Source organism: Corallococcus sp. M7 (assembly GCF_054512695.1).
On sequence record NZ_CM137252.1, the window covers coordinates 4,607,596 to 4,627,348 of the forward strand.

Sequence of the window (19,753 nt, forward strand, 5' to 3'; positions counted from 1 at the left end):
AGGAGAGGCTCAACGTTCGTCGTCCGGACGCTCCGTCTCCAGCGGATGGAGCGTCACCACCTGGTGGCCGTCCTCCGGCTCGGTGCGTGCCTTCTCCAGCTCCTCGGGTTTCTGGGGCGCCCGCTCGGAGAACCCGTCGTTCTCCAGGTGCCGCTGGCGCTGCTCACTGGTCTCGCCGTAGCCCTCCAGCTTCTTGCCCGCCATGGTCGTCCTCCCATGCGAAAGGTGAACCTCAAGCCTTGGGATGACGTCCCATGGGCGCAAGCGGTGGTCTGCCCGTGCGGCCGCACGCTCCATGAGCGGGCCTCCAGCACCCGGGGCTCCAGTGGGCGCTCACTCCTCCAGCGTTCCCACGGAAGAGGCAGCGCCGTCGCGCTCGCGCTGGGCCTCCAGGTAGGCGGAGAAGCCCGCCTTGGACTGGATGCGGAACACCGGTAGCCGGGGCAGCACGTTGTCCGCGAAGGCGTATTGCTCGCAGACGAGGCTCGCGCGCAGGGCGCCTTCCGGGCCTCCGGTGAAGGGCTGGACCTCGTGCTGGAGGTTGCCCCGGAAGTGGACCAGCAGACCCGGCCGGGGCCGCACCTCGCCCTGGAGCTGGTTGTCTCGCAAGAGCCGCAGCGCGCCTCCCCGCGCGCCCCGTGGCACGCGCAGGTACAGGACGCTCACGTGTTCGGGCGTCGCGTCCGGGACGCCGCTCGGCTCCTGCAAGGTCGCGTCGATGTGCCGTCCCACCGGCGTGCCGGCGTCCAGCAAGAGCAGGTTCAGGTAGAACGCATTGGGGCGCGGGCGCGTGTCCCGGCCTCCGAACCAGCGCTGCGTCCACGGCAGGAGCCCGCGCGCGCTGTCGTCGTCGAGGATGCGGCGCAGGTAGACGGACAGGAAGGGGAAGCGGGCCTCCAGCGTCGCGCGGCCCTCGCGGGTGAAGATGAACGCGAAGCCCCGGCTCGCGCGGAACGTCCCCATCAATGGGCTGCGCGCGACGAAGCGGGAGCCGAGCAGGGCATCCCCCAGGGCCTCCAGTTCGGCGCGGGGCAGGGCGTCGCGGTGGGTGACGTACTCGGGCACGGTCAGCCGTAGGTCCAGGTCAACGCTTCCAGCTTCGCGACGAACTCCTCGCGAGTCCCCGCGGAGATGACCGGCTCCCCCGGCTTCAGGCTGGGCCACCCCATCTCGGGCATCCACATCCCCGTGCTCCGCATGGACTCCTGGTACCGGCGGGCATTGGCGGCCTCGTCGAGGACCAGCGGCTCCAACCGCCACTGTCCCTCGTTCACCGAAATGACGGCGGTCGGAGTGCCGTTCCCCAGCGTCAAGGGAAGTCGCTGCTCCGCGCCGGGAGCCCGCAGCCACTGGAGGACCATCGCGCGATTGGGGCCGAGGAAAGGTGCCAGGAAGTGCCTCCTTCCGCGCGATTCTTACACGGAAGCCTGCCTCGCGCTGAGCTTCGTCTTGCCCAGCATGTGCAGCAGCGCCTTCTCCGAGCAGTGCATGCCTTCGCCCGAATCCGCCGCCAGCTCATCCACCGACTTGAAGTAGCGGTCGACCACCTGGCCCCGCTCGAAGAGGACGAGCACGGACGGGTAGATGTATGACGCCTTCGCCACCGCGGGTGTGTTGCCCAACTGCTCGGAGGCCTCGCGCACCGCGGCCACCATGCTCTTCTTGAGCACGGTCTTCTTCACCGGGCCGCCGTCGCCGTCCTCCTTCACGCGCTCGCGGGCCCTCGCCAGCGCGCAGGCACAGATGAGCGTGCCCGCCCAGGTGCGGAAGTCCTTCGCGCTGTAGCCCGGACCCATCACCTGCTGGATGTACTCGTTGATGTGCCGGCGCCGCACGTCCACCACCGCGCCGTCGTCCAGCACGAACTTGAAGACGTCGCGCCCGGGCACCTTCAACAACTGCCGCACGAGCGTCGCCACGCGCCGGTCCTTCAGCTCGCGGTGCTGCCGCACGCCGGACTTGCCCGGGTAGTCGAACACCACCGTGTCGCCGTGCACCTTCACGTGCCGCGACCGCAGCGTGGCCAGCCCGAAGCTGCCGTGCTCCTCCGCGTAGCGCTCGCTGCCCGGGCGGATGAAGCAGGTGCCCAGGATGCGCAGCATCCCCGCGAGCACCCGATCCCGGCCCAGCCCCCGCTTGCGCAAGTCCTTGCTCACCTGGCGCCGCATCTTCGGCAGCGCCTGCGCGAAGCCCACGATGCGCTGGTACTTCGCATCCCGCTGCTTCTGCGTGTGCGCCTCGCTGTAGCGGTACTGCCAGCGGCCCGCCCCGTCCCGCCCCACGGCTTGAAGGCGCGCGGAGCCCCTGGGCGAGATGGCCACGTCCGTCCAGGCGGGCGGCAGCCGCAGTGCGTCGATCCGCTCCCGCTCCGCTGGCGACACCGCCCGGCCCCGGGCGTCCACGTAGCGGAAGCCTCGCTTCATCGTCCCCAGCCGCCGGTGGCCGTCCTGCCGCAGCCGCTCCAACTGGGTCATCCCCCGTCGGCTCGCGGGGGGGACGCGCTCGGATTCTGAGACGGTGGCATGGGAGGGCATCGCCTCCCTGTAGTGCGCAGCCCACGCCGGGGCGGCAATCCGGTTGCCCCTTGGCGGCACGGACAGCAGGCAACCGGAAAAGCCCGGGTGGCATTTTCGGATAGGGGTGCAGTCGTTTAGAGTTCGTTGCGACTCCCACCTCCAATTTTATTCCCGAGGCATGACGACCTTCCTCGCCGCCCTGCTGGCGTTCCCGACCGCGATCTTCACCATCCTCCTGGGTGTGGTGCTGGCGTACTGGCTGTGCGTGATCATCGGCGCGGCTGGCATCGACATGCTGGATGGCGACGTGGACATCGAGGGCGGCGCCAAGGCGGTGAGCGGCGCGTTCGAGGGCGGCGCCAAGGCCACCTCGGGGTTGTTGGAGGGGGGCGCGAAGGCCGTCGGAGGCCATGACGTCGGCGGCCACGCGGGGCACTCGCACCTGCACGACGCGGAGGCCGCCACCGGCCTGCTCGCGATGCTGGGCTTCGGGGGCATCCCCGTCACCGTGTCGGTGAGCCTGGTGGTGTTCCTCTCCTGGTCGCTGTCGCTGCTGGGCGGACAGGCCACGCACTCGGCGCTCTCCATGCTGCCCTCGTGGCTCGTGAGCACGGTCCTGGGCCTCGTCTGCGCGACGGTGGGCACGGTGGTGGGCGGGCTCGCGGTGCGGCCCCTGCGCCCCATCTTCATCGCCAAGAAGGCCCCGGGCCGCGAGGCGCTGATGGGCCGCGTGTGCACCATCTCCAGCGGCAGCGTGACCGCGAAGGACGGCCACGCCACCTTCGACGATGGGGCCGCGGGCCTCATCCTGAATGTCTTCTGTGACAAGCCCAATGAGCTCAAGCGCGGCCAGCCGGCGTTGATCCTCGGCTACGACGCGGAGCGGGGCGTGTACGAGGTGGAGCCGGTGGACTGGCTCCTCCCCCAGGAAATGGAGCAGCTGCGTGATCCGCTGAAGGCAGCGGCCGTCGCGCGAGCCCGCTCACAGCGATGAACATTGGCGTCCTCCGGGCTCCTCCGGACGGGCGCGACAATCGGCACCGGGTGGCTTTCGCGGGGGACCCCGAGTGCTTGGAACAAGGCCCGCCCAACGGACTTCACAGGATAGGCCATGGATCCCATCAGCCTGGCAGCAATCATCGGCGGCGGCGTCATCATCCTCTTCGGCATCTTCGTCAGCGTGGCCAAGTTCTACCGCCAGGTGGATCAGGGCAAGGTGCTCATCGTCAACACCATGAAGGTCGAGCCCACGGTCACCTTCACCGGCGCCGTGGTGCTGCCCATCGTCCACCGCGCGGAGGTGATGGACATCTCGCTGAAGACGGTTGAAATCGACCGCCGCGGCAAGGAAGGCCTCATCTGCCAGGACAACATCCGCGCGGACATCAAGGTCACCTTCTTCGTGCGCGTGAACAAGACGCGTGAGGACGTGCTCAAGGTGGCCCAGTCCATCGGCTGCGCGCGCGCCTCGGATCAGGAGACGCTGGAGAACCTCTTCGAGGCCAAGTTCTCCGAGGCCCTCAAGACGGTCGGCAAGTCCTTCAACTTCGAGCAGCTCTACACCAAGCGCGACGAGATCAAGGACAAGGTCGTCGAGACCATCGGCCGCGACCTGAACGGCTACATGCTGGAGGACTGCGCCATCGACTTCCTCGAGCAGACCCCGGTGGAGATGCTCGACAAGGACAACATCCTGGACGCCCAGGGCATCCGGAAGATCACCCAGCTCACCACCGAGCAGAACGTCTTCACCAACGAGCTGCGCCAGTCCGAGCGCATGGCTGTCACGAAGCGCAACGTGGAGGCCGACGAGGCCATCTTCGCCCTCGAGCGTCAGCGCGAGGAGGCGGCCGCCAAGCAGCGCCGCGAGATCGACAGCATCCAGGCGCGTGAGACGGCCGAGGCCGACCGCGTGAAGAGCGAGGAGTTCGCCAAGGCGCAGCTGGCGCGCATCAAGGCGGAAGAAGAGATCGCCATCAACGAGGAGAACAAGCAGCGCCAGGTGCAGGTGGCCCAGAAGAACCGCGAGCGCGTGGTGGGCGTGGAGTCCGAGCGCGTGGAGAAGGACCGCGCCCTGGAGGCCATCAACCGCGAGCGTGAGACGGAGCTGCAGCGCATCGCGAAGGAGAAGGCGCTGGAGTCGGAGAAGAAGGCCATCGCCGACGTCGTCCGCGCCCGCATCGCGGTGGAGAAGACCGTCGCCCAGGAAGAGGAGAACATCAAGGACCTGCGCGTGACCTCGGATGCCAAGCGCACCAAGGACGCGATCATCATCACCGCCCAGGCGCACGCCGAAGAGGCGTCCGTGAAGGACATCCAGGCCGCGGAAGCGAGCGCGAAGATCTCCGTGTTCCTCGCCAAGGAGAAGCTGACCCTGGCCGAGGCCGACCTGGAGGCCGCGGACAAGCAGGCCAAGGCGAAGATGCGGCTGGCCGAGGGCATCCAGGCCGAGTCCGCCGCGGCGGGCCTCGCCAACGTGCGCGTGCGTGAAGCGGACGCGGTCGCCACGGAGAAGCTGGGCATGGCGCAGGTGCGCGTGAAGGAGGCCGAGGCCTCCGTCATCGAGAAGCAGGGCCAGGCGCAGGCCTCCGCGGTGCGCGAGAAGCTGCTCGCCGAGGCCGCTGGCGCGGAGCAGAAGGGCCTGGCCCACGCCCGCGTGCAGGAGGCCGAGGCCACCGCCATCCACAAGCGCGGCGAGGCGGAGGCGTTCGCCACGCGCGAGAAGCAGCTGGCCGAGGCCGCCGCCATCCAGGAGAAGCTGATGGCCGAGGCCCGGGGCCTGTCGGAGAAGGCCGCCGCGATGAAGGCCCTGGACGGCGTGGGCCGCGAGCACGAGGAGTACCGCCTGCGCCTCCAGAAGGAGCGCGACGTGGAGCTGGCCGCCATCAACGTCCGCAAGGAGATTGCCCAGGCCCAGGCCACGGTCCTGGCCCAGGCCTTCACCAACGCGAAGTTCCAGATCGTCGGCGGCGACGGGAAGTTCTTCGAGAACTTCGTCAAGGCCGTGTCCTTCGGAAGCTCGGTGGACGGCGCGCTGGACCACGGCGAGTCGCTGAAGAAGGCGCTCGGTGGCTACCTCAACGGTGAGAAGGACCTGCCGGCGGACCTGAAGGAGATCCTCTCCAAGCCGGGCCTCAGCAACGACGCGCAGAACCTGGCCGTCGCGGCGCTGCTCAACCGGATGTCGGTGAGCCCCACGGAGACCACCGCCGCCGGCATCAAGGCGCTGGTGCAGTCGGAAGCCGCGGCCCTCGCGCAGAAGCAGCAGGGCTGAAAGCCTCCCGCCAATCGCAACTCCCTTCTCGGTGAACATCCATGGCAACTGACAGCACCAAGACCCCGGGCGCCCAGGCGCCCGGGGGCGAGGCGACGCTGGAGGGCGGCAGCTACGAGGTCATCCGTGCGCGCCTCCTCTCCCAGGCGGACGCGCTGGCGACCCAGGCGAACGACCTCAACGCCCGGCGCAAGGCGCTGTTCGGCGGCACGGAGCTCACCGTCATCGGCAATGAGCGGGTGCGCACGGAGAACAACTGCGTCCCCCGCGACATCGTCAGCGTCGGGAAGTACCTCCTCTTCGGCTACAACGTCTTCATCGGCCTGAAGAAGGAGACGAACGTCTCGGACGTCTTCTCGCTGCACCGCTTCGAGAAGACGGCCGAGGGGTTCGACCTGTCCGCCGTGCCTCCCACGGAGGCCGGCGGCTTCCTCGCGGACCCCCGGTTCGTGAAGGACTTCAGCGAGCTGTACAAGTACTACAAGGACGCGAAGCTCCTGCAGCTGCGGCGGCGGGACTCGCGCCTGCTCGCGGTGTTCCAGACGGACCAGTCCGCGCGCGACCTCAAGGTCTTCCGCTTCAACGTGGACGTGGAGGGCCGCGCCACCTACGTGGACAACCAGGGTGAGCGCGACCACGTCTACCCGCCGTCCCACGACTTCGAGTGGACGGTGGCCACGCGCGAGCAGTACGTGCTGGGCCAGCACCCGCACGTCAACGTGCTGGATCAGGTCTTCGTGGAGACGGTGAAGGGCGACCTCACCGTGAAGGTGGAGGACAACACCACCACCGGCCTGGGCATCTACAGCGAGCCGGTGGACGACCCGGACCAGTCGCTGGATGACGCGGAGTTCGCCTGGACGCAGGTGGGTGGGCTCATCCTCCTGCGCATCCTCCCGTTCCGGGAGAAGGCGCACCGCTACCTCGTCTTCAACTCGCGCACCCAGCACGTGGTGCGCATCGACGCCATCGGCCAGTCCTGCGTGCGCCTGCCGGAGGACCAGGGCATCGTCTTCCCGGGCGGCTACTACCTCCAGACGGGCGACTACAAGGTCTTCGACGGCGCGTCTGAAGGGATGGAGTTCCACCAGGCGGTGCGCTCGCCCAACGGGGAGGACGTGCTCTACGTCTTCCACCGCAGGGATGAGGGCAGCTACGTGCTCTTCCCGTACAACCTGGTGCGCAAGGAGGTGCAGACGCCGCTCGTGTCCAACGGCATGAGCCTCTTCGCGGACGGCGGGCTGGTGGTGTTCCGCGCCACGTCGCAGGAGCCCACGCGCGTCCACCCCATGCAGGTGTGGCAGACGCCGTTCGTCTCAGACGAGCACGCGGCGCAGCTGCCCCCCGCGCCGGGCTACCTGGGCAAGGTGGGCAACGCGGAGCTGGTGCGCGGCATCAGCGACGCGCTGACGCTGCCGCGCGTGGCGAAGACGGACAAGCCCACGCGCCGCACCTACGAGGACCTGGTCAACGCGGCCACGCGGGCCCTGGACGCCTACTACTGGCTGTCCCACGCGGAGGTGGGGCTCCAGGAGCCCATCGAGCTCTTGCGCCGCACCTCCGAGCTCATCATCGATGAGTTCGAGAAGGTCCTCGCGATGCGCAAGCGCGCGGAGGAGTCGCTCGCGCAGGCGCTCCAGACGCAGGAGACGCTCCTGCTCAACGCGCAGCCGGAGGGGCTCACCGACGCGGAAGGGTTCATGCGCGCCCTGGCGGACCTGCGCCGGCACCGCGGGCACCTGATTACCTTGAAGGATGTCCGCTACATGGACCTGGGGCGCGTGGACGCCCTGGAGCAGGCGGTGGTGGCCGCGTCCGACGCGGTGAGCACCGCGTGCGTGGACTTCCTCCAGAAGGGCGAAGCGCTCCAGCCCCTGGCCTCGCGGCTGGACGGGCTCCTGGAGCGGCTGGAGCCGCTGACGACGACGGCGGAGCTGGCCCCGCTGGCCGAGGACGTGGATCGCACCGCCCAGGGCCTGGAGGTGCTGGGTGAGGTGGTGGGCGGGCTCCAGGTGGGTGACCCTCTGGCCCGCGCCAGGATCCTCGAGGGCATCTCCGAGCTGTTCAGCCGCCTGAACCGCGTCCGCGCGGGGCTCCAGGCGAAGCGCAAGGAGCTGTCCGGCAAGGAGAAGCGCGCGGAGTTCGGCGCGCAGTTCAAGCTGCTGGGCCAGAGCATCGAGAACGCGCTGTCGCAGGCGGACTCGCCGGAGAAGTGCGACGAGGCGCTCTCCAAGCTCACCGTGCTGCTGGAGGAGCTGGAGGGCCGCTTCGGCGAGTTCGACGAGTTCCTGGGGCAGATCACCCAGAAGCGCGAGGAGCTGCTGGAGGCCTTCGGCGCGCGCAAGCAGGCGCTGGTGGACGAGCGTCAGCGCCGGGCCTCGGGCCTCTTCGGCGCGGCGGAGCGCATCCTCCAGGGTGTGCAGCGCCGGGCGAAGTCGTTCAAGGCGGACGACGAGCTCAACGCCTACTTCGCGTCCGACGCGATGATCCTCAAGCTGCGGCAGCTGTCCGAACAGCTGCTGGCGCTCCAGGACAGCGTGCGCGCGGACGAAGTCCTGTCGCGGGTGAAGTCCGCGAAGCAGGACGCCCTGCGCGCCCTGCGCGACAAGCAGGACCTGTTCGAGGGCGGCGAGGGCCTCATCAAGCTGGGGCCCTATCGCTTCCACGTGAACACGCAGCCGCTGGAGCTGACGCTCGTCCCGCGCGACGGCGCGCTGTACCTCCAGCTCACCGGCTCCGACTACACCCAGAAGGTGGAGGACCCGGAGCTGCTGAAGTACCGCGAGCTCTGGGATCAGCACCTGGTCTCCGAGACGCGCGACGTCTACCGCGCGGAGTACCTGGCCGCGGGCCTGCTGATGGACGCGGAGGAGGGGAAGGGCGGCCTCACGCTCGCGGCGCTGTACGAGGCCGGCGCGCAGGGGCAGCTCCTGGAGCGCGTGCGCGCGTACGCGGCGGAGCGCTTCGACGAGGGCTACGAGCGCGGCGTGCACGACGCGGACGCGACGGCGCTCCTGGAGAAGCTGCTCGCGCTGCACCAGGGCGCGGGCCTCTTGCGCTTCGCCCCGGTGCCTCGCGCCTGGGCCGCGCTGTACTGGGCGTTCGACCCGGACGACGCGCTGCGCGGCGTGTTCCACCGGCGCGCGCGCAGCCTCGCGCGGCTGCGGCAGGCGTTCGACATCGGCTCGGACCTGGTGGCGCTGGGGGATGAGCTGGGCGAGCGCGTGCTCGCGTTCCTCCAGGGCCACGGCCTCACGGCCTCGCCCGCGGAGGGCCGGCAGGCGGGCCGCTACCTCGTGGAGGAGCTGGCGGTGGACCGCCCCCGCTTCACCACCAGCCGCGAGGCCCTGGCGCTGAAGGACGCCTTCCTCGCGCACCTGGACCGCCACGGCTCGCGCACCGCGTTCGACGACGACCTGCGCGACCTGGAGAAGAACCTGCCGGAGCGCCTGCGCATCGCCCGCGCCTGGGTGGACGCGTTCCTGGCCCGTCGTGAAGGCGGCCCGGGCGAGGCGGCCCACGTCGCGCTGGAGACGGCGGTGGTGCTGCTCACCGAGCGCAAGCTGGACCGCGAGACGGCGGGCGCCCTCACCGCCACGGAGGCCACGGGCCTGCTGGGCAGCCACCCGCGCGTCCAGGACCGCAAGCTGGCCCTGCGCCTGGACGAGTTCCTGGCGCGGCTGGGCGAGTTCCGCCAGGTGCGCGTGCCCGCGTACGTGGCCTACCGCGCTTACCTGCGTGACCTGCTGGACCGCGAGCGGCGCAAGCTGCGGCTGGAGGAGCTGACGCCCAAGGTGCTCACGAGCTTCGTGCGCAACCGGCTCATCGACGAGGTGTACCTGCCGCTCATCGGCGCGAACCTGGCCAAGCAGCTGGGCGCGGCGGGCGAGGGCAAGCGCACGGACCGCATGGGCATGCTGCTGCTCATGTCGCCGCCGGGCTACGGCAAGACGACGCTGATGGAGTACGTGGCCAGCCGCCTGGGCCTCACCTTCGTGAAGGTGAACGGGCCGGCGCTGGGCCACTCCGTGAAGTCGTTGGACCCGTCGGAGGCGCCCAACGCCACCGCGCGGCAGGAGGTGGAGCGCATCAACCTGTCCTTCGAGATGGGCAACAACGTGATGCTCTACCTCGACGATATCCAGCACACGGACCCGGAGCTGCTCCAGAAGTTCATCTCCCTGTGCGACGGCCAGCGCCGCGTGGAGGGTGTCTGGAATGGCCAGACGCGCACGTATGACCTGCGCGGCAAGAAGTTCTGCGTGGTGATGGCGGGCAACCCGTACACGGAGACGGGCGAGCGCTTCCGCATCCCGGACATGCTCGCCAACCGCGCGGACACCTACAACCTGGGTGACATCCTGGACGGCAAGGAGGAGCTGTTCGCGCTCAGCTACCTGGAGAACGCGCTCACCTCCAACCCGGTGCTCGCGCCGCTGGCCACGCGCGATCCGCAGGACGTGCACCGCCTCATCCGGATGGCCAAGGGCGAGGACGTCCCCTCCGGAGAGCTGAAGCACGGCTACGCGGCGGCGGAGCTCCAGGAGATCATCGCCGTCTTCCAGCGGCTGTTCCGCGTGCAGCAGGTGCTGCTCAAGGTCAATCTCCAGTACATCGCGTCCGCCGCGCAGGACGAGCGCTTCCGCACGGAGCCGCCGTTCAAGCTGCAGGGCAGCTACCGCAACATGGGCAAGCTGGCGGAGAAGGTCGTCTCCGCGATGACGGACGACGAGCTGGAGCGCCGCATCGACGACCACTACCAGGGCGAATCCCAGACGCTCACCACCGCGGCCGAGCAGAACCTGCTCAAGCTCCAGGAGATGCGCGGGCGTCTGACGCCGGAGAAGGCGAAGCGCTGGGAGGAGATCAAGCAGGGCTTCGCCCGCGTGAAGCGCATGGGGGGCAAGGAGGACGACCCCGTGGCGCGCGTCACCGGGCAGCTGGGCGCCATCGAGGAACAGCTGGGCTCCGTGCGTGACGCGGTGGTCCAGGCCGCCGCGCAGGCGAACGTCTCCAGCGAGGACACGCCCGTGGCCCCGCACCTGGAGGCCCTGCGCGAGGCCGTGCTGGAGGTGGCCCGCGTCAGCCGCGAGGCCGCCCAGAGGCCGCCCGCCCCGGTGCAGGTGTCCCTCCCGGCGATGCCCCAGGCCGCTCCGGTGGCCCAGGCGCCGGCCACGGACCTGGCCCCGTACCTCAAGCACCTGGCGCAGCTGCTCAAGGCCCTCACCGAGCGCGTGGCCGCCCATGCGGAGGACGCGCCCACGCTGCGCAACGCCCCCATGCCCCAGGCGCCCGCGCCGGACTTCGGCCCGTACATGGCACAGCTCTCCAAGGCCATCACGGCCCTGGCGGACCGGCCCGTGTCGGTGTCCCTGCCTTCCCAGGCGGAGTCGCTCCAGCGCGCCGCGAATGGTCCGTCCCCGGCGGAGCTGAGCCGTCAGATCGAGCTGGTGGAGGGCGCGCTGCTGCCGCTGGAGCGCGCCGCCCGCCGCAACGTGCAGGGCGAAGGGGAGGGCATCAAGGCGCTCCAGGTCTGGCAGGGGGTCACGGAAGCCCTGGAGCTGCTGCGCGGCATGCTGCGGCGTTAATCCGGTTTGCATGTCTGGCATTTGCCTTTAAAGGGGTTGGCGCGGTTCCAACCCCTGGAGGTCAATGCCATGCAAATCTTCAAGCCGGCTGTTTCCCTGGGTGCGCTCGCCGTGGTCATGGCGTGTGGTGGTGGAGCGGAAGAGGCGGGGGCGCTCGTCACCCAGAAATCCGCGCTGGTGACGGGGACATCCCAGGGCTGCACCTTCAGCGTGTCGTACGTGCAGCGCGTCCAGGTTCCCCCCATCTTCGACATCAAGCTCACGCGCGAGGCGGGTGCGACCTGCCCCTGGAGCGCGAGCACCGTGACGGTCGGGTACTCCAACGCCAATCCGCCTTCCATGGTGTCGCTGGCCGCCAACGACCTGGGCGTGGCCGTGGGCTACACGTACCGGACGGGCGGCATCTCGCCCCAGGCGGTGGCCATCAAGCACGTCGCGCCGGACACGCTGGCCATCGTCCGCTCCGCGGGCCTGATGCCGACCGCGCCGGGGACGTACATCTGGGCCGCGGACCTGGGCATCGGGCCGGATGGCACGACGCTTGTCGCCACCGGCACCAAGAACGTCCCCATCTCCGGCGAGACGGGCTCCGGGGACCACTACGTGGCGGTCTTCCCGGACTTCTTCACCAGCACCCTGGCCCCCACCGTCGTCGCGTATTGAATTGCTTTTCAACCCCCAACCCTGGAGTGCAATGCCATGCTGGACATCAAGTCTGTTGTTTCACTTTGCGCGGTCGCGGGCCTCACGGCATGTGGTGCGGGCGTGGAGGGCGAGGACGGCCTCACCACGCAGGAGTCCGCGCTGGTGACGTCCCAGGGCTGCACGTTCACGGTGTCGTACGCGGCGCAGCCGGGCACGCTGCCCCCTGTCTATGACGTCATCGTCTCGCGCGCGGCGGACACGACCTGCGCGTACGGCGCGGGCAGCGTCGTGGTGGGGACCTCCACGGGCACCGCGCCCTCGCTGTCACTGGCGGCCAACGACCTGGGCGTGGCGGTGAGCTATACGTACAAGACGAGTGTCAGCGGCAGCTCGCCCCAGTCCCTGGGCATCCGGCACGTGGCGCCGGACACGCTGAGCATCGTCCGGTACGCGGGGCTGTCTGTGTACCTGGGCCGGGGCTCCATCTACTCGGGCAGCCTGTCCATCGCCTCCGACGGGACGACGCTGACCGTCTACGGCACGAAGAACGGCACCATCTACGGCCAGACGGGCACGGGCAACACCTACCTGGCCAGCTACCCGGACTTCTTCACCAGCACCACGGCCCCGTCCATCATGACGTTCTGATGCCGTGACGGACGGGGCGGCGAAGGGGCGCGCCTACTTCTGGGGCGCGAACTGCTCCGCCCCGTCCACGGTGTCGTCGTCCAGCACCTTCTCCACGGAGTCCACCAACTGCTGGCCGTCACTGGCGGTGACGCGCAGCTGGAAGCGGCCCTCGCCCACGCCGGAGTCGGTGACGAAGTAGTTGTAGCTCTCGCGCTCCAGCGTCTTCCAATCCCCGTCGCGCTTCCACTCCAGCTTCTTGATGGGCAGCCGGTGGTTGCGCACCTGGATGGCCGTCCACCAGGGATTGCTGCCGTCCTTGAAGTGGTACTTCACCGGGCCGGACACGTCGCAGGACACCGGCGTCCAGGTGATGTCCACCCGGCCGTCCTTCGCCTCCGCCACCTTGTCGAAGGCCTCGCGCGACAGGTCCAGGTGGCCCTTATCGCAGTCCGGGCACTGGTCCACGATGCGCACGCGCACGTTGCCCTTGGGCCCCACGATGTCCACGCACTGGCCGCAGGCGGCGCTGTTGTCGTACTGCTCGCGGTTCATCGCGGCCACCATCAGGTCGCCGCCCGGGTCGTAGCTGCAATTGCCGGCCCCGGTGGCGTCGTAGAAGGTCGCAATCCCTTTCTGCTCGGAGCCCAGGGCCACGCCTCCGCCCGAGGCGGAGTCCCCACATGCCCCACAGGCAAGCGAGGCCAGGGCCAACACCAACGCATTTTGCAACGAAGCGGGTCGGTTCATACCGCGCAGTATACACGCGTCGCTCTGCGTCAAGGACAGACAGGACTCCGTGTATTGGTTCCGTCAGACAGGCTTGTTAGCGTCCGGGCCTTCCCCCTCCCCAAAATCGGAAAGGAATTCCCGTGATGAACAAGCTGACGTCCGTGGTGTGTCTTGGCTCCGCCCTCATGTTGTCCGCCTGTGGTGCTCCGGAGCAGGAGGACGGCGCGGAGCTCGCGCAGCAGTCCCAGGCCTTCATCTGGCCCTCCACGGCGTCGTCGCAGGGGTGCTCCTTCACCCTCAACGCGACGCAGATCACCACCGCGCCGCCCAGCTGGAACATCACGCTGACGCGCAATGGCAACGCGTCGGGCTCCGTGTGTGTCCCTATACGGCGGGGGAGTCCGTGGTGATCGGCACCTCCTATGGGTATGAGCCCAAGCTGGAGATGCGGGGCAACGCCTCGGGCCTGGTGCCGGCGTTCGTCTTCAAGGGCACCTACAGCGGCTCGTCGCCCACCCGGCTGGGCCTCAAGCACGTGGACCCGGCGACCCTGGCGGTGGTGCGCCACGCGGACCTCCAGGCGGACTACCCCTACGGGCTGATCACCACCGGCAACCCGTCCATCTACACCGACGGCACGACGGTGAACGTGGTGGGCAACATGTCCGGCACCATCAACGGCGTGAGCGGCATCCACTACAGCGCGACGTTCTCCAACTTCTTCACCAGCACGTCGGCGCCGTACTTCTACGCGTTCAACTGAAGCGCCCGGGCCCTGAAAAAGCCCTGCCCGCCACCGGTGCATCCCCGGTGGCGGGCAGAGCCCCCCTTGCTGCGCGTTCCCCGTTGCGTCGTGCTGGGTGCTGCCTTCAGCGGCCGCTGGCGGACGCGGTCGTCAGCGCGCGCGCCTGGCCGATGAGCCGGACGAACTCGGTGCGGTCGGAGTCGCCGGCCACGGCGCCCTCCGCCAGCTTCTGCGTGGTGGCCAGGCTCCAGCCCTCCGCGGCGGGCGCGGCGCGGAGGATGTCCGCGGTGGCGACCACGGCGACGGCGAAGCGGAAGTCATTGGACGCGGCGTCCATGGACGGCTTCAGGTTGGCGCGGGTGAGCGGGAAGGACTGCTCCTTCGCCTCCGTGCCGTTGGGCGCCTTGGCGCGGATGCGCACGGTGGCCAGGTCCTGCGCCTCGCCGGTGAGCTCCACCTCGTAGAGCGCCGTCACGGTGTGGCCCGCGCCAATCTCGCCCGCGTCCACCTTGTCGTCCCGGAAGTCCTTGTCCGCGATGTCGCGGTTCTCGTAGCCCATCAGGCGGTAGCGGCTGACGGCCTTGGGGTTGAACTCCACCTGGAACTTCACGTCCTTCGCGATGACCTCCAGCGTGCCGGTCAGCTGCGTCTCGAAGACCTTGCGCGCCTCCTTCATGCTGTCCACGTAGAAGCTGTTGCCGTTGCCCTTGTCGGCCAACTGCTCCATCAGCGAGTCGTGGTAGTTGCCCATGCCGAAGCCCACCGTGGTGAGCGTGACGCCCTCGGCCACGTACTTCTCGATGCTGGCCAGCATGGCCTTGGGGGAGAGGTTGGGGCCGATGTTGGCGTCGCCGTCCGTGAGCACCACCACGCGGGACACCACGCCGCCCGCCGCCTTCTTCACCGCGTGCTTGTAGGCCGTCTCCATGCCGGAGCCCATGGCCGTGCCGCCGCCCGCGACCAGCGTGTCCAGCGCCGCGTGGATCTTCTTCACGTCCGTGGCGGGCGTGGGGGCCAGCACGTCCCGCGTGGAGCCCGCGTAGGTGACGAGCGCCACGGTGTCGTTCTCATTGAGGTTCTTCACCGCGACCTTGATGGACTCGATGGCCAGCGGCAGCTTGTCCGACGAAGCCATGGAGCCGCTGGTGTCCACCAGGAACACCAGGTGCGCGGGCTTGCGCTGCGACCTGGAGACGACCTTGCCCTGCACGCCCACGCGCACGAACTGGCGGCGCGCGTTGAAGGGCGAGGGCGCACCCTCCAGGTGCACCGTGAAGGCGCCTTCCTCCGGCGGCGTGTAGCGGTACTTGAAGTAGTTGACGAACTCCTCCACGCGCACAGCGTTGGTGGGCGGCAGCTGGCCGTTCTGCAGGTAGCGCCGGGCCATGGAGTAGGAGGCCGTGTCCACGTCCGCCGCGAAGGTGGACAGGTTGTCCTTCGCCGTCTCGGTGAAGGCGTGGGCCTTGTAGGTCTCGAAGACGTTGCCACCCTCGGCGACGCCCTTGTCGGCGTCCATCTCCAGCTTGCGCTTCTCCACGGGCTGCTGGACCGGCGCCGGGGCGCCACCCAGGGCACCCGTCGCGGCGCCCATGGGCATGGCGGCCTTCGCCGGCGGGGCGCGCCGCATCGCCGCTTCCGGCGGGGGGGCCGCCAGGGCCTCGGGCTCGCTCATCTCGACGGCCATCATGGCGTCGGCGGAGACGTCACCGCGCTTCTTGGCGGCCGGGGCCGCGGCCGGGGTGGACGGCGGCGGAGGCGCCATCCGGGCCGTGGAGTCCTCATCCTTGGGGGCACTCCGGGTGGTCGCCATGGCCTGGGGCTTGAGCTCGGCGTGCGCCGACATGTTGCCCTGCGCCGGCTCCCTGGAGGAGCACGCGCCCACGAGGCTGGCGCAGAGGAGGGCACCACTGACGAAGGACACGCGGCGCTTGGAGAAGAAAGGGGACATGGACGGCTCCGGGACGGCGGGAGGAAGTCAGCGTGCCCCTGGAAACGACCGACCTCCGGAATGGGTTTATCCGGTGAATTTTTCCCGGGTCCGGACGTGGGCCGCGCTTGCGTGGGGGGACCCCATTTGCGACGGTCCCCGGCCATGGAGACGACACGACCGTTCCGGATTCTGGGCATCCAGCAGATCGCCATCGGGGGGCTCGACAAGGGCGCCCTGCGCAAGCTGTGGGTGGACACGCTGGGCCTGACGGCCCACGGCACCTACCGCAGCGAGAAGGAGAACGTGGACGAGGACATCGTCGTGGCGGGCGCGGGCCCCTTCAAGGTGGAGGTGGACTTGATGCAGCCCGTCAATCCCGACGGCCGCCCCAAGGTCCACGACCCGGCGCTCAACCACGTGGGCCTGTGGGTGGACGACCTGGCGGTGGCCGTCAAGTGGCTGGAGGGGCAGGGCATGCGCTTCACGCCCGGCGGCATCCGCAAGGGCGCGGCGGGCTTCGACGTGTGCTTCATCCACCCGAAGGCCAGCGATCAGTTCCCGCTGAGCGGCGAGGGCGTGCTGATTGAACTGGTGCAGGCCCCGCCGGAGATCATCCGCGCCTTCGAGCAGGCCGCAGCCAGCGCGGCGCACTGAGCAGCCACTGTCCGGCGCGCGCGAAGCCCTTCTTCACCGCGCGCTCCACCGGATCCCACGCGACGCACAGCACGAACGTGCACGCGATGAGCAGCGCGAGCAGGCCCGCGTACTTCAGCCACCCGCTGGAGTCGCCCCACAGCTTCTGGAACGAGAAGACGCCGAAGACGCGGTAGTACAGCAGCATCTCGTGGAAGAAGTAGGCGGACAGTGACGCGGTGCCGAACACCTCCAGGAAGCGCCGCGCGCGGGAAGGCTTCGCGTCCGGCGCCATCCGTCCCTCCACCCACAACAGCACGAGCAGCACCGCGCAGACCCACATGAAGCGGGTGGCGGAGTTGGACGGGTTGGTGACGAAGAAGCGGTGCGGCGGGTAGAGGTTGTTGAGCACGCCCGGCATCAACGTGCCCAGGAGCCCCAGCGCGATGAGGAAGCCCAGGGCCCGCGCCAGGCCCTTGCGGCCCCACGCCCCCGCGATGCAGCCCGCGAAGGCGCCCAGCCACGCGAAGCCCACCCACGGCACCAGCGGGAAGGGGGCCCAGTTGGACTTGCGCAGGAACGACGCCCAGGGCTCGCCCGCGGAGTCGCTGAAGGGCGCCAGCGCGAACGCCACCATCGCCAGGACGAACGCGGTGCCCGCGAGCACGCGCGGACGCGGGGCCAGCAGCGCGGCCATGGGCAGGGTGAGCAGCAGGCACAGCCCCACGCAGTGGAGGATGTCCAGGCGCAAGAGCCACACGGGCTCGGAGCGGATGGGGAACCACACCCAGTTGACGAGCGCGGCGACAGCGAACACCTCCGTGATGCGGCGCAGGTTGCGGCGCACGCGCTCGTTCAGCACGCCCGAGGCGGCGCTGCGCACCATGAGCAGGGCCAGCGCGAACCCGGCGGAGAAGATGAACGCGGGGGCCACCAGCCCGTCGACCTTGAGCAGCCGTCCGGTCCACACGCTCTTGCGCAGCTCGGGGGTGAGCAGCACGAGCGCATGGGTCTGGATCATGAAGAGGACGGAGAGGCCGCGCAGCCAGTCGATGGCGCGCACGCGCTCGCGGGAGGCGGGGACGGCGGAGGGCAGGGTGCTCACGGGGGGCGCTACCCTACGTCGGTCCCGCGGGCGGATGCACGCGCCCGCGGGACCGGCGACTGCTTGGACTACCAGCTGACGGCGTCGAGGTAGACCGTGCCCTTCCACGTGCCCGTCGTCTGGAACTCCACGCCCAGCTGGTACAGCGGGGTGGTGGAGCCGGAGGGCAGCTTCACGGTGATGGCGTTCCACGCGCCGGCCATGAGGTTGCCCACGGGAATCCAGTTGCCCGTCCAGCGCCAGTTCGCGGAGGCGCCTTCCAGGGTGTAGGGCTGGACGCCGGTGATCTTGCTTCCGGTGGGCAGCCACAGCCGGAACGTCACCGTCTTGCCAGACGGCACGGCCGCGTTGGACACGGCCACCGTGGCGTTGCCGGACGTGCCGTTGAAGGGCACGGCCAGCGAACGGATGCCCGCGTAGGCCCTGGCCGTGGTGCTGCTTACGGGCGACAGCGCGGCGCCGCTGGCGGTCCAGCCCTGCGTGCTGGACTCGAAGCCATACTTCGACGGGTCGGTCGCGGTGCCCGCGTCGGAGGAACCGGTGCCGCCGTCGGTGCCGGCGTCCGGACGCGTGCCGCCGTCCACGCCGCCGTCGGTGCCACCATCGGGGCGCGTGCCGCCGTCGGAGGTGCCCGCGTCGACCGGCGGGGTGCCGGCGTCCACGGTGCCGCCATCGGTGGATCCGCCGCCGCCCGGGGGCGGAAGCGTGGTGCCGGTCGCGGGCAGGGTGAGTCCGCCCGCGTTGAGGAACGTGGCCGCGCGCTGCTTCAGGTACGGCTGGCCGTCGGTGCCCTGGTCGTTCTGGTAGGAGCTCTGGCCGCCCGCGCCCGCGCCGTACAGCAGGGCGACGACGCCCACGTTGGCGAACTTGCGCCGGTGCGCATCACCACTCGAGCCGAAGAAGTACTCGGTGCGGTTGTCCTTGTAGCCCTGGCGCGGCCCGCCGCCGTTGTTGATGTTGAGGTGGTTGGAGTTGCCCAGCGGGATCTGCCACAGCATCCAGCGCTTGCCGCTGGTCTGGTTCCAGAGGCGCAGCCACTCCGCGTAGCGGTTGTACGAGCGCGACGTGAGGGACGCGGAATCGCTCATGTCCCACGTGTGGTCCGCGCCCTGCGTGAGCCGGTAGAAGTCCGCGTCGCGGTCCAGCGGGTCGCCCACGAGCACGTCGTAGGTGGCGCCGGTGACGTTGGTGCCCAGGCCCAGCGGCTTGAGGAAGTTGACGACCTTGTCCACCTCCGGCTGGAGCGGATCCGTGAGCGAGTTGAACGCGATGTCCTTGCCGCTGGCCCACGCGGAGATGTGCAGGCCCAGCACGACGTTGTTCGCGCCCACGGCCTTGCGCAGTTGGAGGAACGCCAGGCTCCATCCGGCGACGGTGTTGGGCAGACCCGCGAGCTCCGGCATCCCCGAGGAGGCGATGGCCGCGGGGGCGTTGGGGTTGGAGGCCGTCTGGAACTGCATGAAGCCGACCGCGTCCGGTTCCACATGGAGGATGACCGGGCTTCCGAAGGCCTTAGCGCGCTGGAGGAGCAGCTTCACGTCCTCGAAGTAGCTGCGCATGGTGGAGGCGTTCTTCAGCTTCGCGAGCGTCTCCTGCTCGCCGCCGCCCGGCTCACCGAAGAGCTGGTAGTAGGTGACGACGGGGACGTAGCCCTGCGCCTTCGTCTCCGTGAAGAAGCTGGCCGCCCAGCTGCCGTCGCGGGCGCCGTAGCCCCAGTTGTCCGCCCAGCCCTTGGTGAAGTAGCGGTAGCGGGCGTCCCAGGGGACGTTGCTGTCCCGCATCCAGTTCTGGCCGGCCTCCTCGAAGAGGCCCACCATCAAGCGATTCTGGAAGGCCGGGGGCACGGGGCCCTGCACACCCGTGGCGGCCTGGGCGGACAGCGCCCCGAGACACGTCAGCGTCAGCAGCGCCGCGAAAGCGCGTCGAATGGTGTTGGTCATGGAGGCGCTAGTACGCTC

The 19,753-nt window shown here is 69.5% G+C and carries 16 protein-coding genes; 8 read left to right on the forward strand and 8 right to left on the reverse strand.

Annotation, left to right across the window (positions count from 1 at the left end):
• Window positions 1-9: 9 nt before the first annotated feature.
• The 4 genes from ACX114_RS18645 to ACX114_RS18660 all read right to left on the reverse strand — a co-directional run bounded on the left by ACX114_RS18645 (window position 10) and on the right by ACX114_RS18660 (window position 2,474).
• The gene (locus tag ACX114_RS18645; protein WP_459299591.1) at window positions 10-204 is read right to left on the reverse strand and encodes a hypothetical protein; all 195 of its coding nucleotides are present in this window, start codon (window positions 202-204) and stop codon (window positions 10-12) included.
• Window positions 205-333: 129 nt separating this feature from the next.
• A complete protein-coding gene (locus ACX114_RS18650) occupies window positions 334-1,065 on the reverse strand; it encodes a 2OG-Fe(II) oxygenase (protein ID WP_459299593.1) in 732 nt (243 codons plus the stop codon).
• Between the two features lie 2 nt (window positions 1,066-1,067).
• Window positions 1,068-1,313: a hypothetical protein gene (locus ACX114_RS18655; protein WP_459299595.1), complete on the reverse strand. Its 246-nt coding sequence runs from the start codon at window positions 1,311-1,313 to the stop codon at window positions 1,068-1,070.
• A gap of 102 nt (window positions 1,314-1,415) precedes the next feature.
• A complete protein-coding gene (locus ACX114_RS18660) occupies window positions 1,416-2,474 on the reverse strand; it encodes a DNA topoisomerase IB (RefSeq protein WP_459299597.1) in 1,059 nt (352 codons plus the stop codon).
• A 220-nt stretch (window positions 2,475-2,694) separates the two neighbouring features.
• On the opposite strand from ACX114_RS18660, the gene ACX114_RS18665 reads away from it, so the two are divergent.
• From ACX114_RS18665 to ACX114_RS18685, 5 genes are all read left to right on the forward strand, one after another.
• Entirely contained in the window at window positions 2,695-3,510 is an 816-nt protein-coding gene (locus ACX114_RS18665; RefSeq protein ID WP_459299599.1) for a hypothetical protein, read from the forward strand.
• Between the two features lie 117 nt (window positions 3,511-3,627).
• A complete protein-coding gene (locus ACX114_RS18670; RefSeq protein WP_459299601.1) occupies window positions 3,628-5,790 on the forward strand; it encodes a flotillin family protein in 2,163 nt (720 codons plus the stop codon).
• Window positions 5,791-5,831: 41 nt separating this feature from the next.
• Window positions 5,832-11,378 (forward strand): DNA repair ATPase, encoded by a 5,547-nt coding sequence (locus tag ACX114_RS18675; protein WP_459299603.1) that lies wholly within the window; start codon window positions 5,832-5,834, stop codon window positions 11,376-11,378.
• Between the two features lie 69 nt (window positions 11,379-11,447).
• On the forward strand, window positions 11,448-12,041 hold the full coding sequence (locus tag ACX114_RS18680; RefSeq protein ID WP_459299605.1) for a hypothetical protein: 594 nt from the start codon (window positions 11,448-11,450) through the stop codon (window positions 12,039-12,041).
• A 36-nt stretch (window positions 12,042-12,077) separates the two neighbouring features.
• The gene (locus ACX114_RS18685; protein WP_459299607.1) at window positions 12,078-12,671 is read left to right on the forward strand and encodes a hypothetical protein; all 594 of its coding nucleotides are present in this window, start codon (window positions 12,078-12,080) and stop codon (window positions 12,669-12,671) included.
• 33 nt (window positions 12,672-12,704) lie between these two features.
• Here ACX114_RS18685 and ACX114_RS18690 read toward each other — a convergent pair whose 3' ends face one another.
• Complete coding sequence (locus ACX114_RS18690; protein WP_459299609.1) at window positions 12,705-13,307, reverse strand: expansin EXLX1 family cellulose-binding protein; 603 nt, start codon at window positions 13,305-13,307, stop codon at window positions 12,705-12,707.
• Window positions 13,308-13,525: 218 nt separating this feature from the next.
• Here ACX114_RS18690 and ACX114_RS18695 point away from each other — a divergent pair, with 218 nt between their 5' ends.
• Both ACX114_RS18695 and ACX114_RS18700 read left to right on the forward strand, forming a co-directional pair.
• Window positions 13,526-13,792, forward strand: a complete 267-nt coding sequence (locus ACX114_RS18695; protein WP_459299610.1) for a hypothetical protein — start codon at window positions 13,526-13,528, stop codon at window positions 13,790-13,792.
• Window positions 13,789-14,145 carry a hypothetical protein gene (locus tag ACX114_RS18700; protein WP_459299612.1) on the forward strand — a complete coding sequence of 119 codons (357 nt, stop codon included), beginning with the start codon at window positions 13,789-13,791 and terminating at the stop codon, window positions 14,143-14,145. Before ACX114_RS18695 ends, ACX114_RS18700 begins: the two co-directional genes overlap by 4 nt.
• 106 nt (window positions 14,146-14,251) lie before the next feature.
• Here the strand turns inward: ACX114_RS18700 and ACX114_RS18705 are convergent, their stop codons facing one another.
• Window positions 14,252-16,075, reverse strand: a complete 1,824-nt coding sequence (locus tag ACX114_RS18705) for a vWA domain-containing protein (protein WP_459299614.1) — start codon at window positions 16,073-16,075, stop codon at window positions 14,252-14,254.
• A 144-nt stretch (window positions 16,076-16,219) separates the two neighbouring features.
• Between ACX114_RS18705 and ACX114_RS18710 the strand changes: the two genes are divergently transcribed.
• Entirely contained in the window at window positions 16,220-16,711 is a 492-nt protein-coding gene (locus ACX114_RS18710) for a VOC family protein (protein ID WP_014397268.1), read from the forward strand.
• On the opposite strand, the gene ACX114_RS18715 is transcribed toward ACX114_RS18710, so the two are convergent.
• Together ACX114_RS18715 and ACX114_RS18720 are read right to left on the reverse strand one after the other, a co-directional pair.
• Window positions 16,668-17,795: a heparan-alpha-glucosaminide N-acetyltransferase domain-containing protein gene (locus ACX114_RS18715; protein WP_459299616.1), complete on the reverse strand. Its 1,128-nt coding sequence runs from the start codon at window positions 17,793-17,795 to the stop codon at window positions 16,668-16,670. The genes ACX114_RS18710 and ACX114_RS18715 overlap by 44 nt on opposite strands.
• Before the next feature lie 68 nt (window positions 17,796-17,863).
• Complete coding sequence (locus ACX114_RS18720; protein WP_459299618.1) at window positions 17,864-19,735, reverse strand: hypothetical protein; 1,872 nt, start codon at window positions 19,733-19,735, stop codon at window positions 17,864-17,866.
• Window positions 19,736-19,753: the final 18 nt, after the last annotated feature.